Source organism: Alteromonas sp. H02 (assembly GCF_059682525.1).
The window spans coordinates 2,360,196-2,380,263 of the sequence record NZ_CM185021.1; the positions used below are offsets into that span (position 1 = coordinate 2,360,196).

General features: G+C 50.0%; 19 protein-coding genes. 16 read left to right on the forward strand and 3 right to left on the reverse strand.

Annotated features, from left to right (window positions below; all coding sequences use genetic code 11):
• Window positions 1-44 precede the first annotated feature (44 nt).
• The 9 genes from pabC (at window position 45) to AC566Q_RS10960 (ending at window position 7,993) form a co-directional block, all read left to right on the forward strand.
• Complete coding sequence (pabC, locus tag AC566Q_RS10920) at window positions 45-872, forward strand: aminodeoxychorismate lyase (protein WP_499616583.1); 828 nt, start codon at window positions 45-47, stop codon at window positions 870-872.
• Entirely contained in the window at window positions 862-1,893 is a 1,032-nt protein-coding gene (gene mltG / locus AC566Q_RS10925; RefSeq protein ID WP_499616585.1) for an endolytic transglycosylase MltG, read from the forward strand. The genes pabC and mltG overlap by 11 nt, the downstream gene beginning before the upstream one ends.
• Window positions 1,894-2,514 (forward strand): dTMP kinase, encoded by a 621-nt coding sequence (gene tmk, locus AC566Q_RS10930; RefSeq protein WP_499616588.1) that lies wholly within the window; start codon window positions 1,894-1,896, stop codon window positions 2,512-2,514.
• Window positions 2,508-3,392: a DNA polymerase III subunit delta' gene (holB, locus tag AC566Q_RS10935; protein WP_499616590.1), complete on the forward strand. Its 885-nt coding sequence runs from the start codon at window positions 2,508-2,510 to the stop codon at window positions 3,390-3,392. The genes tmk and holB overlap by 7 nt, the downstream gene beginning before the upstream one ends.
• Window positions 3,393-3,402: 10 nt before the next feature.
• The gene (locus AC566Q_RS10940) at window positions 3,403-4,179 is read left to right on the forward strand and encodes a TatD family hydrolase (RefSeq protein WP_499616592.1); all 777 of its coding nucleotides are present in this window, start codon (window positions 3,403-3,405) and stop codon (window positions 4,177-4,179) included.
• Window positions 4,180-4,184: 5 nt separating this feature from the next.
• Window positions 4,185-4,748: a pyridoxamine 5'-phosphate oxidase family protein gene (locus tag AC566Q_RS10945; RefSeq protein ID WP_499616595.1), complete on the forward strand. Its 564-nt coding sequence runs from the start codon at window positions 4,185-4,187 to the stop codon at window positions 4,746-4,748.
• 13 nt (window positions 4,749-4,761) lie between these two features.
• Complete coding sequence (locus AC566Q_RS10950) at window positions 4,762-5,286, forward strand: macro domain-containing protein (protein WP_499616598.1); 525 nt, start codon at window positions 4,762-4,764, stop codon at window positions 5,284-5,286.
• A 56-nt stretch (window positions 5,287-5,342) separates the two neighbouring features.
• The gene (locus AC566Q_RS10955) at window positions 5,343-6,806 is read left to right on the forward strand and encodes a serine hydrolase (RefSeq protein ID WP_499616600.1); all 1,464 of its coding nucleotides are present in this window, start codon (window positions 5,343-5,345) and stop codon (window positions 6,804-6,806) included.
• A gap of 191 nt (window positions 6,807-6,997) precedes the next feature.
• On the forward strand, window positions 6,998-7,993 hold the full coding sequence (locus AC566Q_RS10960) for a substrate-binding domain-containing protein (protein WP_499616603.1): 996 nt from the start codon (window positions 6,998-7,000) through the stop codon (window positions 7,991-7,993).
• Here the strand turns inward: AC566Q_RS10960 and AC566Q_RS10965 are convergent.
• A complete protein-coding gene (locus tag AC566Q_RS10965) occupies window positions 7,990-8,529 on the reverse strand; it encodes a gluconokinase (protein WP_499616606.1) in 540 nt (179 codons plus the stop codon). The genes AC566Q_RS10960 and AC566Q_RS10965 overlap by 4 nt on opposite strands.
• Window positions 8,530-8,641: 112 nt before the next feature.
• On the opposite strand from AC566Q_RS10965, the gene AC566Q_RS10970 reads away from it, so the two are divergent.
• Window positions 8,642-10,018: a GntP family permease gene (locus tag AC566Q_RS10970; protein WP_499616608.1), complete on the forward strand. Its 1,377-nt coding sequence runs from the start codon at window positions 8,642-8,644 to the stop codon at window positions 10,016-10,018.
• On the opposite strand, the gene AC566Q_RS10975 is transcribed toward AC566Q_RS10970, so the two are convergent.
• The gene (locus tag AC566Q_RS10975) at window positions 10,019-11,116 is read right to left on the reverse strand and encodes an ROK family transcriptional regulator (protein WP_499616611.1); all 1,098 of its coding nucleotides are present in this window, start codon (window positions 11,114-11,116) and stop codon (window positions 10,019-10,021) included.
• Window positions 11,117-11,902: 786 nt separating this feature from the next.
• Between AC566Q_RS10975 and AC566Q_RS10980 the strand changes: the two genes are divergently transcribed.
• The 6 genes from AC566Q_RS10980 to AC566Q_RS11005 all read left to right on the forward strand — a co-directional run bounded on the left by AC566Q_RS10980 (window position 11,903) and on the right by AC566Q_RS11005 (window position 19,897).
• Window positions 11,903-12,538, forward strand: a complete 636-nt coding sequence (locus AC566Q_RS10980) for a TonB-dependent receptor plug domain-containing protein (RefSeq protein ID WP_499617467.1) — start codon at window positions 11,903-11,905, stop codon at window positions 12,536-12,538.
• Window positions 12,504-14,915 (forward strand): TonB-dependent receptor, encoded by a 2,412-nt coding sequence (locus AC566Q_RS10985; protein WP_499617474.1) that lies wholly within the window; start codon window positions 12,504-12,506, stop codon window positions 14,913-14,915. Before AC566Q_RS10980 ends, AC566Q_RS10985 begins: the two co-directional genes overlap by 35 nt.
• A gap of 139 nt (window positions 14,916-15,054) precedes the next feature.
• Window positions 15,055-15,780: a SapC family protein gene (locus AC566Q_RS10990; protein WP_499616613.1), complete on the forward strand. Its 726-nt coding sequence runs from the start codon at window positions 15,055-15,057 to the stop codon at window positions 15,778-15,780.
• Between the two features lie 20 nt (window positions 15,781-15,800).
• Window positions 15,801-16,826 (forward strand): cupin-like domain-containing protein, encoded by a 1,026-nt coding sequence (locus tag AC566Q_RS10995; RefSeq protein WP_499616616.1) that lies wholly within the window; start codon window positions 15,801-15,803, stop codon window positions 16,824-16,826.
• A 14-nt stretch (window positions 16,827-16,840) separates the two neighbouring features.
• Window positions 16,841-18,337: a tryptophan halogenase family protein gene (locus AC566Q_RS11000; RefSeq protein WP_499616618.1), complete on the forward strand. Its 1,497-nt coding sequence runs from the start codon at window positions 16,841-16,843 to the stop codon at window positions 18,335-18,337.
• Between the two features lie 9 nt (window positions 18,338-18,346).
• Window positions 18,347-19,897, forward strand: coding sequence for a tryptophan halogenase family protein (locus AC566Q_RS11005; RefSeq protein WP_499616620.1), 1,551 nt, complete (start codon window positions 18,347-18,349; stop codon window positions 19,895-19,897).
• Here AC566Q_RS11005 and AC566Q_RS11010 read toward each other — a convergent pair.
• On the reverse strand, window positions 19,887-20,045 hold the full coding sequence (locus AC566Q_RS11010; RefSeq protein ID WP_105935811.1) for a YqaE/Pmp3 family membrane protein: 159 nt from the start codon (window positions 20,043-20,045) through the stop codon (window positions 19,887-19,889). The genes AC566Q_RS11005 and AC566Q_RS11010 overlap by 11 nt on opposite strands.
• Between the last annotated feature and the right edge of the window lie 23 nt (window positions 20,046-20,068).

A 20,068-nucleotide genomic window follows, 5' to 3' on the forward strand; every position in this document is an offset into this window, starting at 1 on the left:
ACCCGACTGAACCTGACTAACCCGGTGACTGCCGAACGCGCTGTATGACTGATCCCAATGGACTGGCTCCACTGCAACAATTTGCCCTGAATGACCGGCTGGCCAATTATGGTGACGGTACGTTTACTACTATGCGCGTATCGGAAGGTAAAGTAGCGCTGTTAAATCGCCACATTGATCGTCTGGTCAATGACAGCCAGGCCCTTGGCCTAACGGTTAACGCCGGAGCCATTCGTCAGGTTATTGCGGCCGCCTTACCAGAGCGAAACGACGGCGTGCTCAAGGTGTTAATTGGTGCCGGGCAGGGCGGTCGTGGCTATGCGCGTCTGGCAGAGCCAAAGGTAAACGTTGCCGTGAGCTGGCATGACGTGCCGGCTATTTATCAAAGCTGGCAACAACAGGGGATTCATGTTGGGACTGTGCCTGTGACCCTAGCCAGGCAGCCTTTACTGGCCGGGCTAAAGCATGCCAATCGCTTAGAGCAGGTTTTCATTAAACAGGCGCTGGGTAAAACAGACTTCGACGATGCTATTGTCACCGACACCGAGCAAAATGTAATTGAAGCCAGCGCAGCAAACCTGTTCTGGCTGGCTGGCGGGCAGTGGTTTACCTCATCGCTGGCACTGGCCGGCGTTAATGGTGTTATGCGGCAGTTTATCCTCGACCATTGTCCTGAGATCCACATCATAGAACAGCAGTTAACGGAAATCGCCCACGTTGATGCGATGTTTTTATCCAATGCACTGATGCAAATCGTGCCGGTGAAAATCCTCACTCTGGGTGAGTCTGAACGGCAACTGGACATTGGGCCGGTACTGTCGCTCCACAAGTCACTGGCCCCGGTTTATGCAGGAGAATACGGTGCTGCGTAAACTGGCGTTAGGGTTAATCATTGTAGTGGGCGCAGCGATGGCAACCTTGGGCTGGCTGCATCAGCAGTTTGCTAAGCCGCTGAATATAGAACAGCGCCAGTTATTTACCCTGACACCCGGTCAGGGCGCGATAGAAACGCTGATGCGCTTTGAGCAGCGAGGGTGGCTACCCATGCCTACGCTTGCAGCCCGGCTGTGGCTTAAGCTAGTTTATGGTGGCCAGCCTATTCTCGCCGGTACTTATGCCTTTGAGCCGCCATTAACGTTGGCGGGCGCTTTTGAATTACTCTCCCATGGCGAGGAAGTACAGTTTGATATCAGCCTGATTGAAGGCCAAACCTACCAGCAATGGTTGACAACGCTTAAAGCCCATCCGCGCCTTAAAGCTGACCTCACTGCTAATGAGGAGGCACTTGTTCAGCGCCTTATTGCTGAATGGCAGCCCTACAGCGCTGAGCCATTAAATAGTCTTGAAGGCCTGCTGCTGGCGGACACCTATCACTTTACAAATCAGACGCCAGCCAGTGAGATCCTCAAACGAGCGTCTGCTGCCATGCAGGACTATTTACTTCAGATGTGGGCTAAACGCGAACCAGGCTTGCCCTATGAGGCGCCGGTGGATGTGTTAACCATGGCGTCGATTATCGAAAAAGAAACCGCACTGGCATCGGAACGAGCGCGTATTGCCGGGGTATTTGTGAATCGTCTGGAGCAGAATATGCGGCTGCAAACCGATCCAACGGTCATTTACGGACTCGGTGAACGGTTCGACGGGAATCTGACCCGCAAACACTTACGCGAGAATACCCCTTACAATACCTACGTGCATAAAGGGCTACCGCCAGGGCCCATTGCCATGATTGGCCGGGTTGCTATTGATGCGGCCTTGCAGCCTGCGCTGACGACGGAGCTTTATTTTGTGGCTCGCGGTGATGGCAGCCACCAGTTTTCCAATACATTAGAAGAACATAATCAAGCGGTACGAGAGTTCCAGTTAAACCGAAAGGATGGGCAACCATAGATGTCAGGTAAGTTTATCGTCGTTGAAGGCCTTGAAGGGGCCGGCAAGAGTTCAGTGATTGCACTGGTAGAACAAGCGGTTAAGTCAAAAGGCTTTACTACCGTGACAACCCGGGAACCCGGCGGCACACCCATGGCTGAGGCCATTCGCAACTGCGTAAAGCAAAACTGGCAGGAAAATGTGGTGGAGGAAACCGAACTGATGCTGATGTATGCCGCGCGGGCGCAACTGTTGGCTAACGTGATCAAGCCGGCTATGGATGCAGGCAGCTGGGTGATCGGCGATCGCCACGATTTATCCTCGCAAGCATACCAGGGGGGGGGGCGCGAGATTGCGCAGACCACGCTGTCGGCGCTCAGTGATATTACGTTAAAAGGGTTTAAACCCGATCTCACTCTGTATCTGGATGTCGAGCCCGCTGTGGGCTTAGAACGTGCCCGCGGGCGTGGTGAGCTGGATCGCATTGAGTTAGCCGGGCTGGGCTTTTTTGAGCGCACCCGCGCCCGTTATCTGCAACTGGCTGCTGCCGATAGCAGCATCATCACCATTGATGCTATGCAGCCTATGGCCGATGTGCACCGGGATGTTCAACGCACGCTGGAGCAGTATCTTTCATGCTAGCGTTACCCTGGTTAGCCGAGCGATATCAGCAGCTGGTACAGCGCTTTCAGGCCAGTACACTACACCATGGCATTTTGCTAAGTGGCCCGCAGGGCGTGGGCAAGCGTGAGTTAGCTGATGCCCTGATGCAGGCCATACTGTGTTTGCACCCGAGGAGTGACGGCCCCTGCGGTGAATGCCAGAGTTGCAAACTGATTGAGGCAGGTACCCATCCCGACCGTTACGTGCTGGAAAGCGATAAACAGCTAGGCGTTGATGCCATCCGTGAAGCTATTGGTAAGTTAAATACCACGGCGCAGATCGGCCGTCACAAAGTGTTGATCATTCCGGCAGCCGAGCGGATGACCGAAGCGGCCTCTAATGCTTTACTTAAAACGCTGGAAGAGCCCACCGACAACACTTACCTGTTGTTATTAACGCACCGGGTAGCCGGATTACTGCCGACCATTTTAAGTCGCTGCGAAAAACACGTCATTGCTACACCATCCGCACAACAAAGTCTTAGCTGGCTGGCAGGCCAGGGCCATGATGAGGTTGATCAGGCGCTACTCAACGCTTATGGTAATGCGCCACTGCGGGTAGCCCGGGCGTTAACCGATGAAAGTGCGCTGAGTTACCGGGATTTTCTCACCGGTCTGGAAGCCTTGTTGGGTAATAACCAGGATGTCACGGAAGTGGCGTCGAAATGGCAGGAGCATGCAGAACAGGTGATTTACTGGTGCCAGCAGTATTATCATGATCAATACTGCAAAACACAGCGTAAAGAAGACTTGCAGCGTTATCAGCACTGTATTGCCTATGCTGTCAGGGGACGTCACCCCGGCGTTAATAAAGTGCTGCTGTTGAGCCAGATTTTTTCATTACTAAAACAAGCCTAAGGAGCTTTTTTTGTTTGTAGATTCTCATTGTCATCTCGACCGCCTGAAACAAAATACCGAAGAGTTGGCCCAAACGCTGGCATTTGCCCGCCAGCGCGGGGTGGAACACTTTCTTTGTGTGTCGGTATCGGTAAAAGATTACCCGCAGATGCTTAGCACAGTCAGCGGTTTCGATGATGTGTCGGTATCCTGTGGCGTACACCCTTTGCATCAGGAAGATGCTTGCGATTACGACACCTTGCTGGCAGCGGCCAGTAGCGATAAGGTGATTGCAATTGGCGAAACCGGACTGGATTACTATTACAGCGAAGACACCCGTGAGGTGCAGATCCAGTCGTTTATCGACCATATCAAAGTGGCCAATGAAACCAACAAACCGCTGATCATTCACACCCGCGATGCTCGCGAAGATACCATCGCGCTGTTAAAGCAGTACAAAGCCGATCACACTATTGGTGTACTGCATTGCTTCACCGAAGATTTACCCATGGCCGAGGCGGCCATGGAAATGGGCTTTTATATTTCTATTTCCGGCATTGTTACCTTTAAGTCTGCCGCAGAATTACAGGCGGTAACCAAGGCTATTCCTCTTGAGCGGTTACTGATTGAAACCGATTCGCCCTGGCTGGCACCGGTGCCCCATCGCGGTAAACCCAATCAGCCCGGCTATGTGGTAGAAGTCGCTGAATTTATTGCTGAACTTCGCGGTATCAGTGTGGCTGAACTGGCTAAAGCCACTACAGCGAATTTTTATCGCCTGTTCTCTGCCATTAAGCCAAATAGTTAAACACTATGTCTGACTGGCGCGTGTTACTTTTAAAAAGTCTCGATAAAACCCGGGATATGCCGGAAAGCCGCTATTTCCAGCTGGCGACGGTCGATAGCGGTGGCCTGCCGCATAATCGCACTGTGGTATGTCGCGGGGTTGATGAGAACCAGTCCCTGATGTGGGTGGTTACCGACACCCGCAACAAGAAAGTTACTGAGTTGCATAGCAATCCTCATGCGGCGGTTTGTTGGTATTTCGCCAAAACCCGTGAACAATACCGAATGAGGGTAAGCTGCAGGGTGGATACGCCGAACGATGACAGAGCGTTGTGCCAGCAACATTGGGAGCGTTTGTCAGTGGCAGCCCGGCAACAGTTTTTATGGGGCGAGCCCGGCTCCGAGCGCACAGCACCGAAAAAGTCTCTGATTGATCACAGTGCCAACACGAATTTCCCGCCCGATCATTTCTGCGTACTAACCCTACTGGTAGAAAGTGTGGATTACCTTAATCTGCGCGGTAACCCGCAGCAGCGGCAGTGTTTTGAAAAACACCAGGGGCAGTGGCATAGTAAAGAGCTTATTCCCTGAACGGTATACGCTTATGGCAATTCGCTTCGTGCTGGGTGATATTACCGGTGCAACCACCGACGCTATCGTTAATGCGGCTAACCCGGCCATGCTTGGCGGCGGTGGCGTTGATGGTGCCATTCACCGGGCTGCAGGTCTGGCGCTCTTAAAAGCCTGTCAGGCGGTAGCTTTAAAAGATGGCGTGCGCTGTCCTCCGGGAGAAGCGCGAATTACCCCGGCGGGCAACCTGCCGGCTAAATTTGTTATTCATACGGTGGGGCCCATCTATCATCAGGATCCACATCCTGCCCAAACCCTTGCCAGTGCGTACAAGCAAAGTTGCCAGCTGGCCGTTCATAACGGCTGCCAATCGGTGGCTTTCCCGGCTATATCCTGTGGTGTTTATGGCTACCCTCATAAGGAGGCGGCAAGCGTGGCTATTAACGCTTGTTTACAATTTGCCGGGGCACTTAAGATTGATTTTTACCTCTTCGACCAGACACTATACAACTGTTTTGTTTCTCAGTGGCAGACGATTAAACATCAGCAGCAACAATAAAACTTTTTGGGCTGCGTTTGCGACTATATTAAAAAGCACCTGAAACGGAGTTGGTGATGCGTTTACCCAAAATAGTCCTGCTTGCCCTGGTAATAGTTACCAGTCCCATGGTTTTAGCTGCCGATGCAGCCGACTTTAATCAGCTTGATCAGTATTTAACGACTGCGGAGGCTAACGGTTTCAGCGGCGCCGTATTAATTGCTGAAAACGGTAAGCTCCGTTTAAATAAAGGTTACGGAAAAACAGAGCGGCTGAGGAGTACAGCTATAACCGCCGATACCCTGTTTGATACCGGCTCGGTAACCAAGCAATTTACCGCCGCGGCAGTGATGCATCTTGTACAACAGGGCAAGCTGAGCACTGCAATGCCAATTAGCCGGTTTTTTAACCGCCTGCCCGAAGATAAACAAGCTATCACCCTGCATCAGCTTCTTACCCATTCAGCCGGTATTGCCAATGGTATTGGAGCGAGAGATTTCACACACGTTCCTACGGACGAGTTCTTTAACCGGTTATTTGCTTTACCGCTATATTTTGCGCCAGGTGAAGGCTACGCCTATTCAAATGCCGGTTACAGTATTCTGGCGCGGATCATTGAGCTGGTCAGCGGGATGTCCTACGAAGAGTACCTTCAGGAGGCCTTATTTGAGCCAGCCGGTATGCGCCATACTGGCTATCTTAATCCGCTACTGGCAGAACTCCCTGCGGCTGCCGGCTATTTGTTTGGCGAAGTAGAGACGGGCAGTACCCGGGATAAGTATTTTGAGGACGCGGCTATCGCCTGGCCACTGAAAGGGAATGGCGGCATGCTGTCCACCATGAATGATATGTATCTGTGGGCACAAGCGCTGCAGAGCGAATCGGTGTTGGCTGCAAAATACCGTGATCAGCTCTTTGAGCCCCATGTGGCAGAAAACGAGGAGGGCACCAGCCACTATGGTTATGGCTGGGCAATTATGCCAACCCCCCGGGAAACCACTTTTATTGGTCACAATGGCTCAAATGGTACCTACTACTTTGATTTTCGCTGGTTGCCTGACGAACAGATACTTATCCTGTTTGCCTCTAACGCATTGGTGGAAAGTACCATGGCCTTGCCTTATTACATCGAGCAATACCTTTTTGAAAAGGAACCGTTACCGGCGTTTGAGACCGGCATCACCAGTCAAATTGCAGGACTATCGCTGCGCACAGCCGGTAACCCTGAGCGCAAAAAGGCGGTGTTGCAGGAAACGTTTGCCAGCAGGATTGATAACAAGCGTACTCTGAATCGTGCCGGTTTGCGGTTAATAGATAATGAACGATATAACGATGCAATAGCCCTGTTGCTGCTGAATGTCGATCTGTTCAGGGATGACGGTAATTTGTGGGACAGTCTTGGGGAAGCGTATTTTGTTAACGGGCAGTATGCACAGGCAAAGCAGGCTTTTACCCAGGCCATTGAACTTAAGCCTGCAGAAAATTGCTACTGGTGTGATAACAGCGCTGCACGACTGCGGCAAATCAGCACAGCAGACTGAATACTGGCTTCTGGCCGCTATCTTAAAGCCGGTATAGTAATAAACCTACCGGCTTTGCACTAACCTGAATATGGGTGATGCACTGTTTTAACGCACTGCATTTAAATGCTTAAGCCAAAGATTGGTATTCCCACAACAAAATGTTACGTGTAACATAGGTGTTCGATGACCAATTATGTCTGTTAACATTTATGACCAATCGCGCCTCCCTACAAGATATTGCCGATCAACTGGGCATTACCAAAATGACGGTCTCCCGGTATTTTCGTTCTCCAGAAAAAGTAGCTCCCGCCACGCGCGAAAAAATTGCTCAGGCGGTAAAACATTCCGGCTATATTCATAACCGCGCGCCGGCGTTAATGTCCAGAGCGCTGAGTCGCACCATTGGTGTGGTCATCCCATCTTTATCAAACCAGGTGTTTTCTGCTTTGGTGGATGGCATTGAAACCATTACCAACGCAGAATCTTTCGACATATTACTGGCTCATTCAGGCTATGATCCCAAGGTAGAAGAACGCAAGATTGAAATGTTGCTGTCTTATCAGGTGGATGGCATGATCCTTTGCGAAACCGAACATACCGACCGCACCCGAACAATGTTAAAGCAGGCGGGCATTCCGGTTGTGGAGTGCATGGAGTTACCGGAAGCCCCAATAGATATGGTGGTAGGGCTCGATCATAAAGCGGCTGCTTTTAATGCGGTAACCCGGATGATTGCCAGCAATAAACAGCACATTGTTTATCTGGCAGCCCGGCTGGACCGACGAACCATGCTGCGTCAGCAAGGCTACGAGCAGGCTATGTGGGAAGCAGGGCTTACTCCGCAAACCGTGGCTACACCGTTTCAGTCGAGTTTTTCGCAGGGCATGAAATTGCTGCAGCAGGCGCTCGATACCTTTGACAGGGTGGATGGTATATTTTGTACAAATGATGATTTGGCTGTAGGGGCCATGCAGTACTGTAAAAATGAAGGTATACGGATACCGGATGATCTTTCTGTGATGGGTTATAACGGGCTGGATATCGGCCTTACCATGCAACCTAAACTCACCAGTGTGGTGACCCCGCGTCAGGCCATTGGGATTAAAAGCGCACGCCTTCTTATTGATGTGATCAACGGTAAAGCGCCCTCTGATAAGCTTTTTGATCTGGGCTTTTCTTACACCGAGGGAGAATCGTTGAGTTAATCCGGTGAAATGAGCGGCAGGTGACGCTGAATATCAGCAACCAACTCTTCAATAGGTAACTCAATATCCACGGCGTACACATCCTGTTCGTCAGCAGCAGGCCGTTCCAGCGTATTAAACTGACTTTCCAGCATTTCGGCTTTCATAAAATGTGCCTGACGTGCTTCCATCCGACGTTTAATAAGCTCAAACCGGCCATCCAGAAAAACAAAGCTTACGCGACTGATATGCGCACGAAATATATCCCGGTACTGCTTTTTCAGTGCAGAACAAACAATCACTACCGTTTTTTCTGCTGTAACATGCTGCTCGGCAGTCGCGGCAATCTGTTTTAGCCAGGGCGCTCGGTCTTCATCATTGAGCGCTTCACCCCGCGACATTTTAGCTATATTCGCCGGCGGGTGCAGGTCGTCACCGTCAATAAAGGCGGCGCTGGCAGCCTCTGCGAGACGTTCACCAACCGTACTTTTACCACTGCCGCTGACGCCCATAACTATAATGCAACAGGGAGCGGGGATTTTATCGATGGCTGTCATAGAGTCTGCTTGCGTTCTTGTTAAAAAAATGTTCTGCTAAATGTTATGCGTAACATTTTAGCTCGGCTTGACGGCTGTGTGAATAGTTAAATAGAGAATACAACGAGATTTCATGGATATTGCGAGCAATCAAACTGACAATATTGTTTTACTGTTAACCGGACTGACCATGGTTCTGGTGCTGATGGGACTGATTATTGTAGCCCGGGTGCATGCGCTCATTGCGTTAATTACAGTAAGTCTGATTACTGCCCTGGTAACCGGTATCGGCGCTGCTGACGTGCTGCCTGTTATGATGCAGGGCTTCGGCAGTACGCTGGCCGCAGTGGCCCTGCTGGTAGGTCTTGGCGGCATGATTGGTAAGTTACTAGAGAGCAGCGGCGGGGCAGATGTGCTGGCCCAGCGCATGATTAGCCTGTTTGGTCTCGAGCGAGCACCACTGGCTCTGGGTATTACTTCGTTGCTGTTTGGTTTTCCGATCTTCTTTGATGCCGGGCTTATTGTGATGATGCCCATCCTGCTGAGTGTGGCGAGGCGCTTGCAGCAATCAACCCTGTTAACCGTGCTTCCTGCGGCCGGTGCGTTTGCTGTAATGCATGCCTTTGTGCCGCCACACCCGGGGCCCGTAGCCGCGGCTGATTTGCTGGGGGCAAATATTGGACTGTTGCTGATAGTGGGAACGGTGATTGCTATCCCTACCTGGTATGCAGGCAGTTACCTTTATGCCATGTACGCTGGCAAGCGGTTTAATATAGACCTGCCCGCATGGTTTACTGATAGCGAATCTAACCCCAACAGCCAGAGGCAACCTGCTTTTGCCCGGGTTATCGCGGTGCTCTTGTTGCCGTTTGGTCTCATTTGCCTTGATACCGTGGTGAATACTCTGCAGGTTGCTGGCATGATCCCGCAAGAGTCGCCTTTTTTAAGTGGTCTGCGTTTACTTGGCAAGACGCCGGTAGCACTGTTATTAACCCTGCTCATAGCGTTTGGGTTATTTCGCAAGCAATTCAACCGTAAGCAATACGAAGGTTTATGCAATGATGCGCTTGGGCCTTTAAGTGCCGTTATTCTGGTCACCGGTGCCGGCGGAATGTTTGGTGGTGTGCTGCGTGCTGCAGGGATAGGCGATGCGTTTGCGCAACTACTGGTAGACAATGGCTTACCGGTTATAGTGGCGGCGTTTGTGATTTCCGTTTGTTTGCGGGTTGCGCAGGGCTCAGCCACGGTTGCCTTAACGACCACCGCGGCGTTGATTGCGCCGGTAGTAACTCAGGTTCCGGGCCTCAGTGCGATAGATTTATGCTGTATTGTTATTGCCATTGCCGGGGGCGCTACGGTGCTGTCACATTTTAATGATTCGGGCTTTTGGCTGGTGTCACGGTTGTTGCAAATGGATGAGAAAACCACCTTAAAAACCTGGACTGTTATGGAAACCCTGTTAGGCACGATAGCCTTTATACTGGCGCTCCTGCTGAGCGCCGTATTCTAGTTATTCGGCCTCGGGCGGTGAGGGCAGGCCAAGGGAACTTAAAGCCAGTTCGTAAGTGCCTGCCTGAACGCCGTTTAATGGCGCATAGTTAGGCGCATTACTGGGAATAAAGCTGACCTTATTAAACAGCTGGGGCTGGATTTGTTTAATAATAGCCGGAATAAACTGTGGGTATTTTGTCATTGGCCCACCCAGTACAAACATCTTCGGGTTGATGACCGCCGCGATGGTTGCCAGAGTAGTGCCAATTTGTGAAATAGCCGGGTGGCCGGTTAAATTCACGCCATCTTCCAGGGCTTGCTGGAGGTGATGATTAGATACAAAGTCCTGCAGGTTTTCTTTATCATTGACCATGATATGCCCAATTTCGCCGGAGATACCGGTTGAGCCTCTGATCAGATGGTTGTCCAGATAAATCCCGGCACCAATTCCCTCGCCAAAGTAAATAAATACAAAATCAGAGACGTTTTTAGCGATACCAAGGGATTTTTCCGCCAGCGTAGCCCAGTTAACGTCGTTGTCGAGGGTAACCGGGCAGGCAAAATGCTCCTCAAGCAGTGCTTTGAAGTTAATGCCATGGATAATACTGAACTTAGAGTAGGGCAATGCCAGAATTTCACCGGTTTGTGAGTTAACCGGTACCGCAACTGAAATGCCAATGGCCAGTAACGGCGAAGACTGGTCCTGCACGGCCAGACGGATAAAGCGTAAAATAGCCTCTTCCAGTTCTGCTTGTTGCCAGCCCGGGTCAATATAAAAGCACTGATCACGAATCACTTTTAAAGACAGGTCGGTAAGACGTAGCTGGATCTGCTTTACATCGATGGCAATGGCCAGAGTCAGCCCTTTAGCGGCGTTTATTTCGTAAATAACGCCGGCACGGCCTTGCTTATTTCTGGTTTTACGGCTGGTTTCTACCACCAGGTCGCTTTTCTCCAGCCGCTGCGCCGATTCTGAAATCGTCGGCCGGGAAATACCGGTTTTCTTGGCTATGGCGGCTCGCGTCATCGGACCATGTTCTTTCAGACAGTGAAAAAATTGCCTGTCGGTCATCAGAGCGAGAGGTGTGCCGTTTTGTAGGGGGTCTGTTTGTTTCATTTTTATTAACACATTTCTCTACTGATTTGCTCAGTTTGATTATTATTGCATTAGGCAACAAATGCTTTAGTTATCGATATGTTAAGTCACTGTTGCAAGATGATTTGTTAATATACCTGCTTTTTAAATTCTTAAAAGGTATATCCGGTATTTTGCTGCTGCTTTGCACTAATTAACAGTAAGTCAGGCACAAAATCCAGCATTACACAAATAATCGCTATGCTTAAACCACAAAAGATAAACTTAAATTGCTGATATAAAATAAAAAAATAAATTTCACTGTTATTTTATCAGATTGCGTCGCTTCATCTGATCGTTAAACGCCTGTTTAATATACAGCAGATTAATGCTGATTATTCATAAAGTTTGTTTATAAAATCGATTAGAATGAGTTTGTTTCATGAGTTTTTTACTACCCTAATGCAAAGCAAAGATCGCACCAAACAGGGTTGAAGTGTTAAAATCTTATCAATTAGTTAATCTGCTTTACAAAAAGCTTGCATTGTTACGAAAATGTAACTATACATATGGGGCGTTACAAACGGTTAACCTGATTTCCCGTTGTAACGGTTCAATACGGATTGAGAGAACTGTATTGAATTTAGCACTGCGTCAAGGCAACAGCAGGTCAGCCTGCACTTAATTATCGGTTAATCGGTTGGGTATCAGATGACAGTTGGTTAAGGCCAACGGCGCATATAAATAAAAAAGTGTTAATCTCATTGGAAACCAAATTATGTTTTATAAAGCAAGCTAGCAACTGCTGTATCCGGGGCACTTTATGTGATGGTCGCCACAGGCGTTCAGGCACAACAAGCGGAAACAGTTGAAAAGATCGAAGTACGCGGCGTTCGTGGCAGTCTGTCACAATCAATGAACGTAAAGCGTCAGTCTACTGGTGTTGTTGACGCCATCTCTGCTGAAGACATGGGTAAATTCCCGGATACTAACCTGGCTGAATCGCTACAGCGTATCACGGGTGTATCAATCAACCGTGTAAACGGTGAAGGTTCTGAAGTAACTGTTCGTGGTTTTGGTGGTAATTTCAACCTGATAACCCTGAACGGTCGTCAGATGCCAGCCGCAAACGTTGCCTCAATTACCGGTAACCCGCTTGATCAGGGCGCTTCTGGTACAACTCGTTCATTCGACTTCTCTAACCTGGCATCTGAAGGTGTTAGCGGCATTGAAGTTTATAAAACAGGTCGCGCAGCGGTACCTTCAGGTGGTATCGGTGCAACAATCAATATCAATACTTTAAAGCCACTTGCACAGGGTGATAACCGTGCGTCTGTGGGTGTTAAAGCGGTTAAAGACGAAAGTGGTGATGGCGTAACACCAGAAATGAGTGGTGTGGCTAACTGGGTTAACGAAGACGCTAACTTTGGTGTATCAGTATTTTGGTTCTTACCAGGAGCGTGACTCTGGTAGCCGCCACATGAGTGTTGAAAACTACCAGTTATATAACTGGGATGTTAACTCTCCGGGCACTTTTGGTCTGGTTCAGGGTGCAAACGTTACCAGTGCTCCCACTCAGGGCCAGCTGGTTGCAATGCCTTCTAACCTGGGTTTAGGTGTTAACCAAGACAACCGTGAACGTATCAACGGTATGCTGACCGTTCAGTACGCACCAAGTGATGAAATGACCATCACTGCGGATGCAACTTACGCGAGCAACGAGATCCAGTCTACTTCTGTAGTTGATGGTATCTGGTTTGCACGTCAGTTTACCGATATGGAATTTGACGGTAACCCTGTTGTTGCTACGCCAATCCGCTTCACTGAAGACATCGATGGCGGTAAAGACTTCTTCTTCCAAAACCTGGTAATGGGTGCGAAGGATGAGTTGTCATCATTTGGCTTTAACGTTGACTGGTGGGCGAATGATTCACTGAACGTGCGTTTTGATGCGTCTGTTGCCGAGGCGAAGAGTGGCGGTGCTGGTCCATACGGTAAAAACGTCATTCGTTTCAACGTGGCGGGTGCTGCTGCTGGCTGGCAAACGGTTGACTTCGGTCAACACATGCCTCAGGCAAGCATCGTGGTTGACGATTCTCAGAAAGGTAACGACAACGGTATTTTCGATCTGCCGGACGTAGGTCCTCAGGTTACCCGTGCAATTTCTTCTGACCAGACGTCTGACGTTGCCCAGTTCCGTTTAGACGGTACCTGGGACCAGGGTTCAGATATCAAACTTGATTTCGGTGTGGGCTACATGAGCACTGAAATGAACCAGGTTCGCTACGAAACTGAAGCACAGCTGGGTGGCTGGGGTGTATCTGATGTAGGTAATATCCCTGAAGGTCTGCTGGAAATCGGTTGTACTGCCTGTGCGTTTGAAGATCATGACATGAGCGGTGTTGCTGGTGCTGATGGTATGGCTGTTCCAGCTGGCGCGACCACTATCCCACTGGGTAGCGTGTCGTTTGTTGGTAACGCTGTACACCTGTTAGAAGGTGTTGCGCCTGCCTATGGTTTCACTCCAGGCGATCTGCCAGCCGTAGCGTCTGACAACAATACTGTTAAAGAAGACATCATGTCACTTTACGGTATGGCAACAATGGACGGCGAAATCGGTGGCTTTGAAGCTAACCTGGTAGTGGGTCTGCGTTACGAGAAGACAGACGTTGAGTCTATCTCTCTGCAATCGGTACCTGAGCAAATTATCTGGTTATCAGATAACGATTTCCGTATCCAGCTGGGTAGTGGTACCGATGCACTGGCAGAGAAGCACTCTTATGAGGCGCTGCTGCCGAACATCGATTTGTCAGTTAACCTGACCGATGATCTGAAAGCCCGTTTCTCTTACAGCATGACCCTGGCTCGTCCTGCTTACAACCAGATGTACACTGCAACCAGCATTGGCGCGCCTAGCCGTCCAACTTACCTGGGTGGTCAGGGCTCTGGTAGCCGCGGTAACGCAGCACTGGATCCGCTGGAGTCAAACAACTTCGACCTGTCACTGGAATACTACTATGGTGAGTCGAGCATGGTGTCTGTGGGTTACTACCGTAAAGACGTAGATAACTTCGTAGGTACTCAGCAGGTATCACAGAGCCTGTTTGGCTTACAGGATCCAACCTCAGGTCAGGCTGGCACAGTGTCTGGCGATGCGATTGCAGAGCTTGAGTCACGTGGTATCGAAGTCACCGAACGTAACTTCTTTACTATGACAGCACTGCTGTCTAATCCGGATGCATTCCCGGGCGGGGCAGATGACTTCCAGGAAGGTCAGGCCTTCGCAGATGAAGTATTCGCAAACTACAGTGTTGGTCCGGTAGCGGGCGATCCAAACATGCTGTTTGAGGTGACTCAGCCAGTTAACAACCAAAGTGCTCGTATCTCGGGTTACGAGTTAGCGTGGCAGCACTTCTTTGGTGAGTCAGGCTTTGGTTATCAGGCTAACTTCACCATCGTAGACGGTGATATCGGTTACGACGTAGGCGCCGATCCGGCAGTAGACCAGTTCGCTCTGGAAGGTCTGTCTGACAGTGCCAACATTGTATTAATTTACGAAATGGACGGCCTGTCTGCTCGTGTTGCTTACAACTGGCGTGACTCGTTCCTGAGCGAAGTTAACCGTGGTGTATCTTCTGTTCGTAACCCGCTGTTTATCGACGAGTACGAGCAAGTGGATGTAAACGTTAGCTATGAGTTCAGCGAAAACCTGACCGTCAGCATGGATATCATCAACCTGACTGAAGAAGGCCAGCGCCAGTATGGACGCAGCTACAACAACACCTTCTTTATCCAGGAACTGGACAGACGCTACGTTCTGAACGCGCGTTACACGTTCTAAGTGATGTAAAAACCTGACCGGCGCACCCGTGCCGGTCAGGCATTTCCCGGTTGTAGTCAAGTCAGCATTTGCCTGTCACCACAGCTAAGGGTAGGATGCAGACTAATCGTTTCTTCTTAGCTATTTAGCGAATTTTCCTATGTCTAATATTGCCGTTTTAAATAACGTTGATCACGCTGATATCAAGATCAGTGTCAGTGACACCAACAGTACCAGTGATAACGTCAACCGTTGTCAGATCTATGCTTCTGAAATCACTGAGTTACAAAAAGAATTCCCCATCCTCATTTATCGCGGCGAAGAGACTGAGTCGTTACAGTTGCATGCTATTCTGGGGTTGGAAAAAAATGAAAACCTGTTTTTATCCGCGAGCGGCTGGACAACCCGTTATGTGCCGGCTTTACTGGCTCGTGGCCCGTTTAGCATAGGCTACAGTAAAAACGACAGTGGCGAACCTACGGACCCTAAAATCTGCCTCGATATGGACGATGCGCGGGTAAACAGTAATGAAGGGGAAGCCGTGTTTATGCCTATGGGAGGCGAGTCACAGTACCTGCAGTATGTCAAAAAGGCGCTGCAAACCATTGAGACCGGCGCACAGTATAACCACACTTTATTTACCTTAATTGATGAGCTGGATTTATTGGAACCGGTGTCAATTCAGATTAAGTTAAGTAATGTTGAACAGGTTAATCTCAACAACTACTACACGATTAACCAGCAAAAGCTCAGCGCCCTTGAGGGGGATCAACTCGCTAAGCTCAATCAGTACGGTATCCTTAGCTCATTATTTTTCATTCTGTCTTCAATGGGCAATTTTCAGCGTCTTATCGAGCTAAAGAACGCTAAGTCGGCAGTACTGTAATTATTTAAGGACGCATTACTATGACGGCCAATCAGGTACTTGTGTTAGACGGCATTTCACCCGACAACATTCCTTTTGACGATCTTTTTGCGTTAAATAAACCGGTAATACTTAAAGGGCTGGTAAACAGCTGGCCGCTGGTGCAGGCCGGCAAGGAGTCTGTTGAGCAGGCGATGGTGCAGCTTACTCAAAACGATACTGGTCAGCCACTGCTGGCCTATCGTGCGCCAGCACACATTAAGTCACGCTTTGGTTACAACGACACCTGCACCGGCTTTAACTATAGCAGTGAAAAGACGCGGCTGACCGACGTGCTGGCACAAATCAAAGCGGGCTTCAGTATTGATGAGCACGAATACCTGTACATCAACTCTTTGCGATTCGATCAGGGCCTGCCTGAATTAAGTAAAGCCAATACACTTAATTTTTCGCATCCGGAATTTACCAATAACCAGCCGGTACCCAAAATCTGGATTGGCACTGAATCGGTGGCGGCAGCGCATTTTGATCAGCCCAAAAACATTGCCTGTTGCGTATTGGGAAAACGCCGTTTTACCCTGTTTTCGCCAGATCAGGTAGACAATCTCTATCCCGGTCCGTTGTCGCCGACGCCCGGCGGGCAGGTGGTCACCACTGCTAATCTTGATGAACCCGACTTTGAAAAATTCCCACGCTTAAAAACCGCGCTGGAAAATGCCTGGATCGCTGATCTCGAACCCGGTGACGGACTGTATTATCCCAGTATGTGGTGGCATGAAGTCAGGGCGTTCGACCGCTTTAACATTATGGTTAATTTCTGGTGGATGACAGCCAAACCTTATCTGGGCAATCCCATGGACCTGCTCATGCATGGCATGCTAACCCTGCGCGACAAACCGGCTGAGGAAAAAGCCGCCTGGCGCGCATTGTTTGACTATTATGTGTTTGGTGATGGTGAAAAAGTCATCGAGCATTTGCCGGTGGAATGTCATGGTCCGCTGGCACAGATGGATGAATTATCGGCGCGCCGTTTACGCGCAATGTTACTGAATAACCTTAATCGATAAATAGGCTTAAATTAATGGCGCAAAAGAAAACCCGTGTTGTTGTAGCCGGCGGCGGCACTGCCGGATGGTTAACCGCGTTTAGTTTAGTGACCCGTTTAGGTAACGTGCTGGATATCACCTTAGTTGAGTCTGATCAGATTGGCACCGTGGGAGTAGGGGAAGCAACCATTCCTACCATGTGTAATTTTCATCAGCTGATGGGCATCAACGAACGTGAGTTTATGGTCGCGACGAACGCCACCTTTAAGCTGGGTATTCAGTTTGATAACTGGGCATACGACGGTGACAGTTATATTCACTCGTTCGGCGAAATCGGTCAGCGTTCGTGGATGGCCGAATTTCATGAATTCTGGATGGAAGCTGCGGCTAACGGTCAGCAGGATAGTCTGGAAGACTATTGCCTGGAATTAAAGGCTGCCAAAGCCAATAAGTTTGCCACTAAAATTGGCAATCGGCCGCTTAACTTTGCCTACCACCTCGACGCCACGGCCTATGCAGCTTACCTTAGGAAAAAATCCGAAGCCGCAGGTGTTACCCGTTGTGAAGGTAAAATTCAGTCGGTAGATACCGACCCGCAAAGCGGTAACCTGACTCGATTGACACTGGATACGGGTATTGCGATCGAAGGGGATGTGTTTATTGATTGCACCGGTTTTAGGGGACTGTTAATCGGCGAACACCTTGGTGTCGGATATGAAGACTGGAGTCACTGGCTCGCTGCCGATCGGGCGATTGCCATTCAAACTCAATCTACTGAAGCGCCTAAACCTTACACTATCGCCACCGCCCACAAAGCCGGTTGGCAGTGGCGCATTCCGCTACAATCACGGGTGGGTAACGGTATTGTTTACAGCAGTCGTTTTTTAAGTGACGAGGATGCTCTGGCAACGTTGAAGCAAAACCTCGACGGCGAAATGCTAACCGAGCCCCGTTATCTTAAGTTTAAGACCGGCCGACGGGAAAAAGCCTGGCATAAGAACTGTATTGCCGTTGGTTTGGCCAGTGGCTTTTTAGAACCGCTGGAATCCACCAGTATTCACCTGGTGACTACTGCGCTTATCCGCCTGATGAAGCTGTTTCCGTTTAGCGGTGACCATCAACTGCTGGCCGAGCAATATAATCGCGAAACGCAAAAAGAGATGGAGACCATCCGCGATTTTATTATTCTGCATTATAACCTGACAAAACGTACAGATAGTGATTTCTGGGAGCATTACCGCACTATGGATATTCCCGAGCCGTTAGCCCATCGTATGGCTATCTTTTCGCACAACGGCTATGTATGGCCCGACGATGTGGCGCTGTTCAGAGTAGACTCCTGGGTGCAGGTAATGATGGGCCAGGGCCTGATGCCAGCTCAGCATCATGGGGCAAGTCGAATGTTACCCACCGACAGTTTGAAACAACAGCTCAGTGCTTTTAAGCAATCGGTTAATAATGCGTTGGGCCAGTTACCTGCCCACGCCGACTTTATTGCCCGCTATTGTCCGGCCAGCGAGCAGGTTAAGTAAGGGCCAGGCATGCAAGAGAACATCACCCGTGTTGTGATTGTAGGCGGCGGTACCGCCGGCTGGCTTACCGCTGGTATTATTGCGGCCAAAAACCCTCTGGTTGGCGAGAACAGCCGTACTGAAGTTATTCTGGTGGAATCGCCGGACGTTAAAAACCTTGGCGTAGGTGAAGGAACCTGGCCTACCATGCGCGATACGCTGCGTTTGCTGGGCATTGCCGAAAAGCAGTTTCTCAGTGAGTGTGATGCCAGCTTTAAGCAGGCGTCGAAGTTTGTTGGCTGGCAGCAGGGCGGTGAGGATAAGTATTACCATCCCTTCACGGCACCTGCGGGTTTTGGCGCGGTCAACCTGGTTGAGGCCTGGCACGATGAAGGCTGCCCGGGCGACTTTGAGTCCTGGGTCTGTGCTCAGGGCATGGCATGTGAGCGCTATCAGGCGCCGAAAATGCCCCAATTACCCGAATATGCTTACAATTTTAATTACGGTTACCATTTAAGTGCCGATAAATTTGTTGCGCTCCTTCATCGCCATTGCACTGAGCAACTCGGCGTTCAGTATAAAAGCGCCCATGTTGCCGGGATCCAGAGTCATCCCGATGGCGCAATAGCCGCTATCGAACTGGCCCAGGGCGAGCCGTTAGCAGGTGACTTATTTATTGATTGCAGTGGTTTTAGTGCGCGCTTAATCGGGCAGCATTACAATGTCCCCTTTGTCTCTAAACGGCACATTTTATTTAACGACACGGCAGTGGCAGCCCAGGTGAATCATGTCGGTGACCAAACACCCATCGCATCGTGCACCGTGGCGACAGCCAGGCCTCACGGCTGGGTGTGGGATATCGCGTTACAGTCGCGCCGCGGCATTGGCCATGTTTTTGCCAGTGAGCTAACCACCGAAAGCCAGGCCGAAGATGCATTAAGAGCCTATATCAGCAGTGATCAGTCATTAAGCCAGAAAGCAATTATGCCGCGAACCATCCGCTTTGACCCCGGCCACCGGGCACGGTTCTGGGAACATAACTGTGTTGCCATCGGGGTCTCTGCGGGTTTTGTTGAGCCGCTGGAGGCCACGGCGCTGGTACTGATTGAAAAGTCGGCGGAGTGGATAGCCGAACAATTGCCGCGCAGCCGTGCCGCCATGGCAGTACTTCGTAAGCGCTACAATGACATGACGGACGCACGCTGGGACGAGATTATTGATTTTATCAAACTGCATTATGTGCTCAGTGAACGCCGCGACAGCCCCTACTGGCAGGCACATGCCGATCCTGCATCCTGGACGGACAGCCTGCAGGAAGCGTTGCAGTTATGGCAAAGTCAACCGCCAGGCCTGTTAGAAACCAATCTTCGCCAGGAGCTTTTCTCCTCAGCCAGTAAACAATACGTGTTGTATGGCATGGGGTTTCGCTCCCGTGACTGGCAGCCGGGTGGCATTACCAGCCTGCGCAAACCACTGATCGAACGGGTGCGCCGGGAGTTTCTGCATAATGGCGATAAGCTGTTGGCGCAGTTGCCAACCAACCGGGATTACTTTAACCGGCTTAAAGCGACTAGCGCTTAGCAATAATATAAACCGCGTGCACAATGCCCGGGATATAGCCCAGCAGGGTTAATAGAATATTGATCCAGAACTGTGCGCCAATACCCACTTGCAAAAATACGCCCAGTGGTGGCAGTAAAATTGACAATAAAATGCGTAGAATATCCATGGTTTTCACCTTGTTTGTGTAGA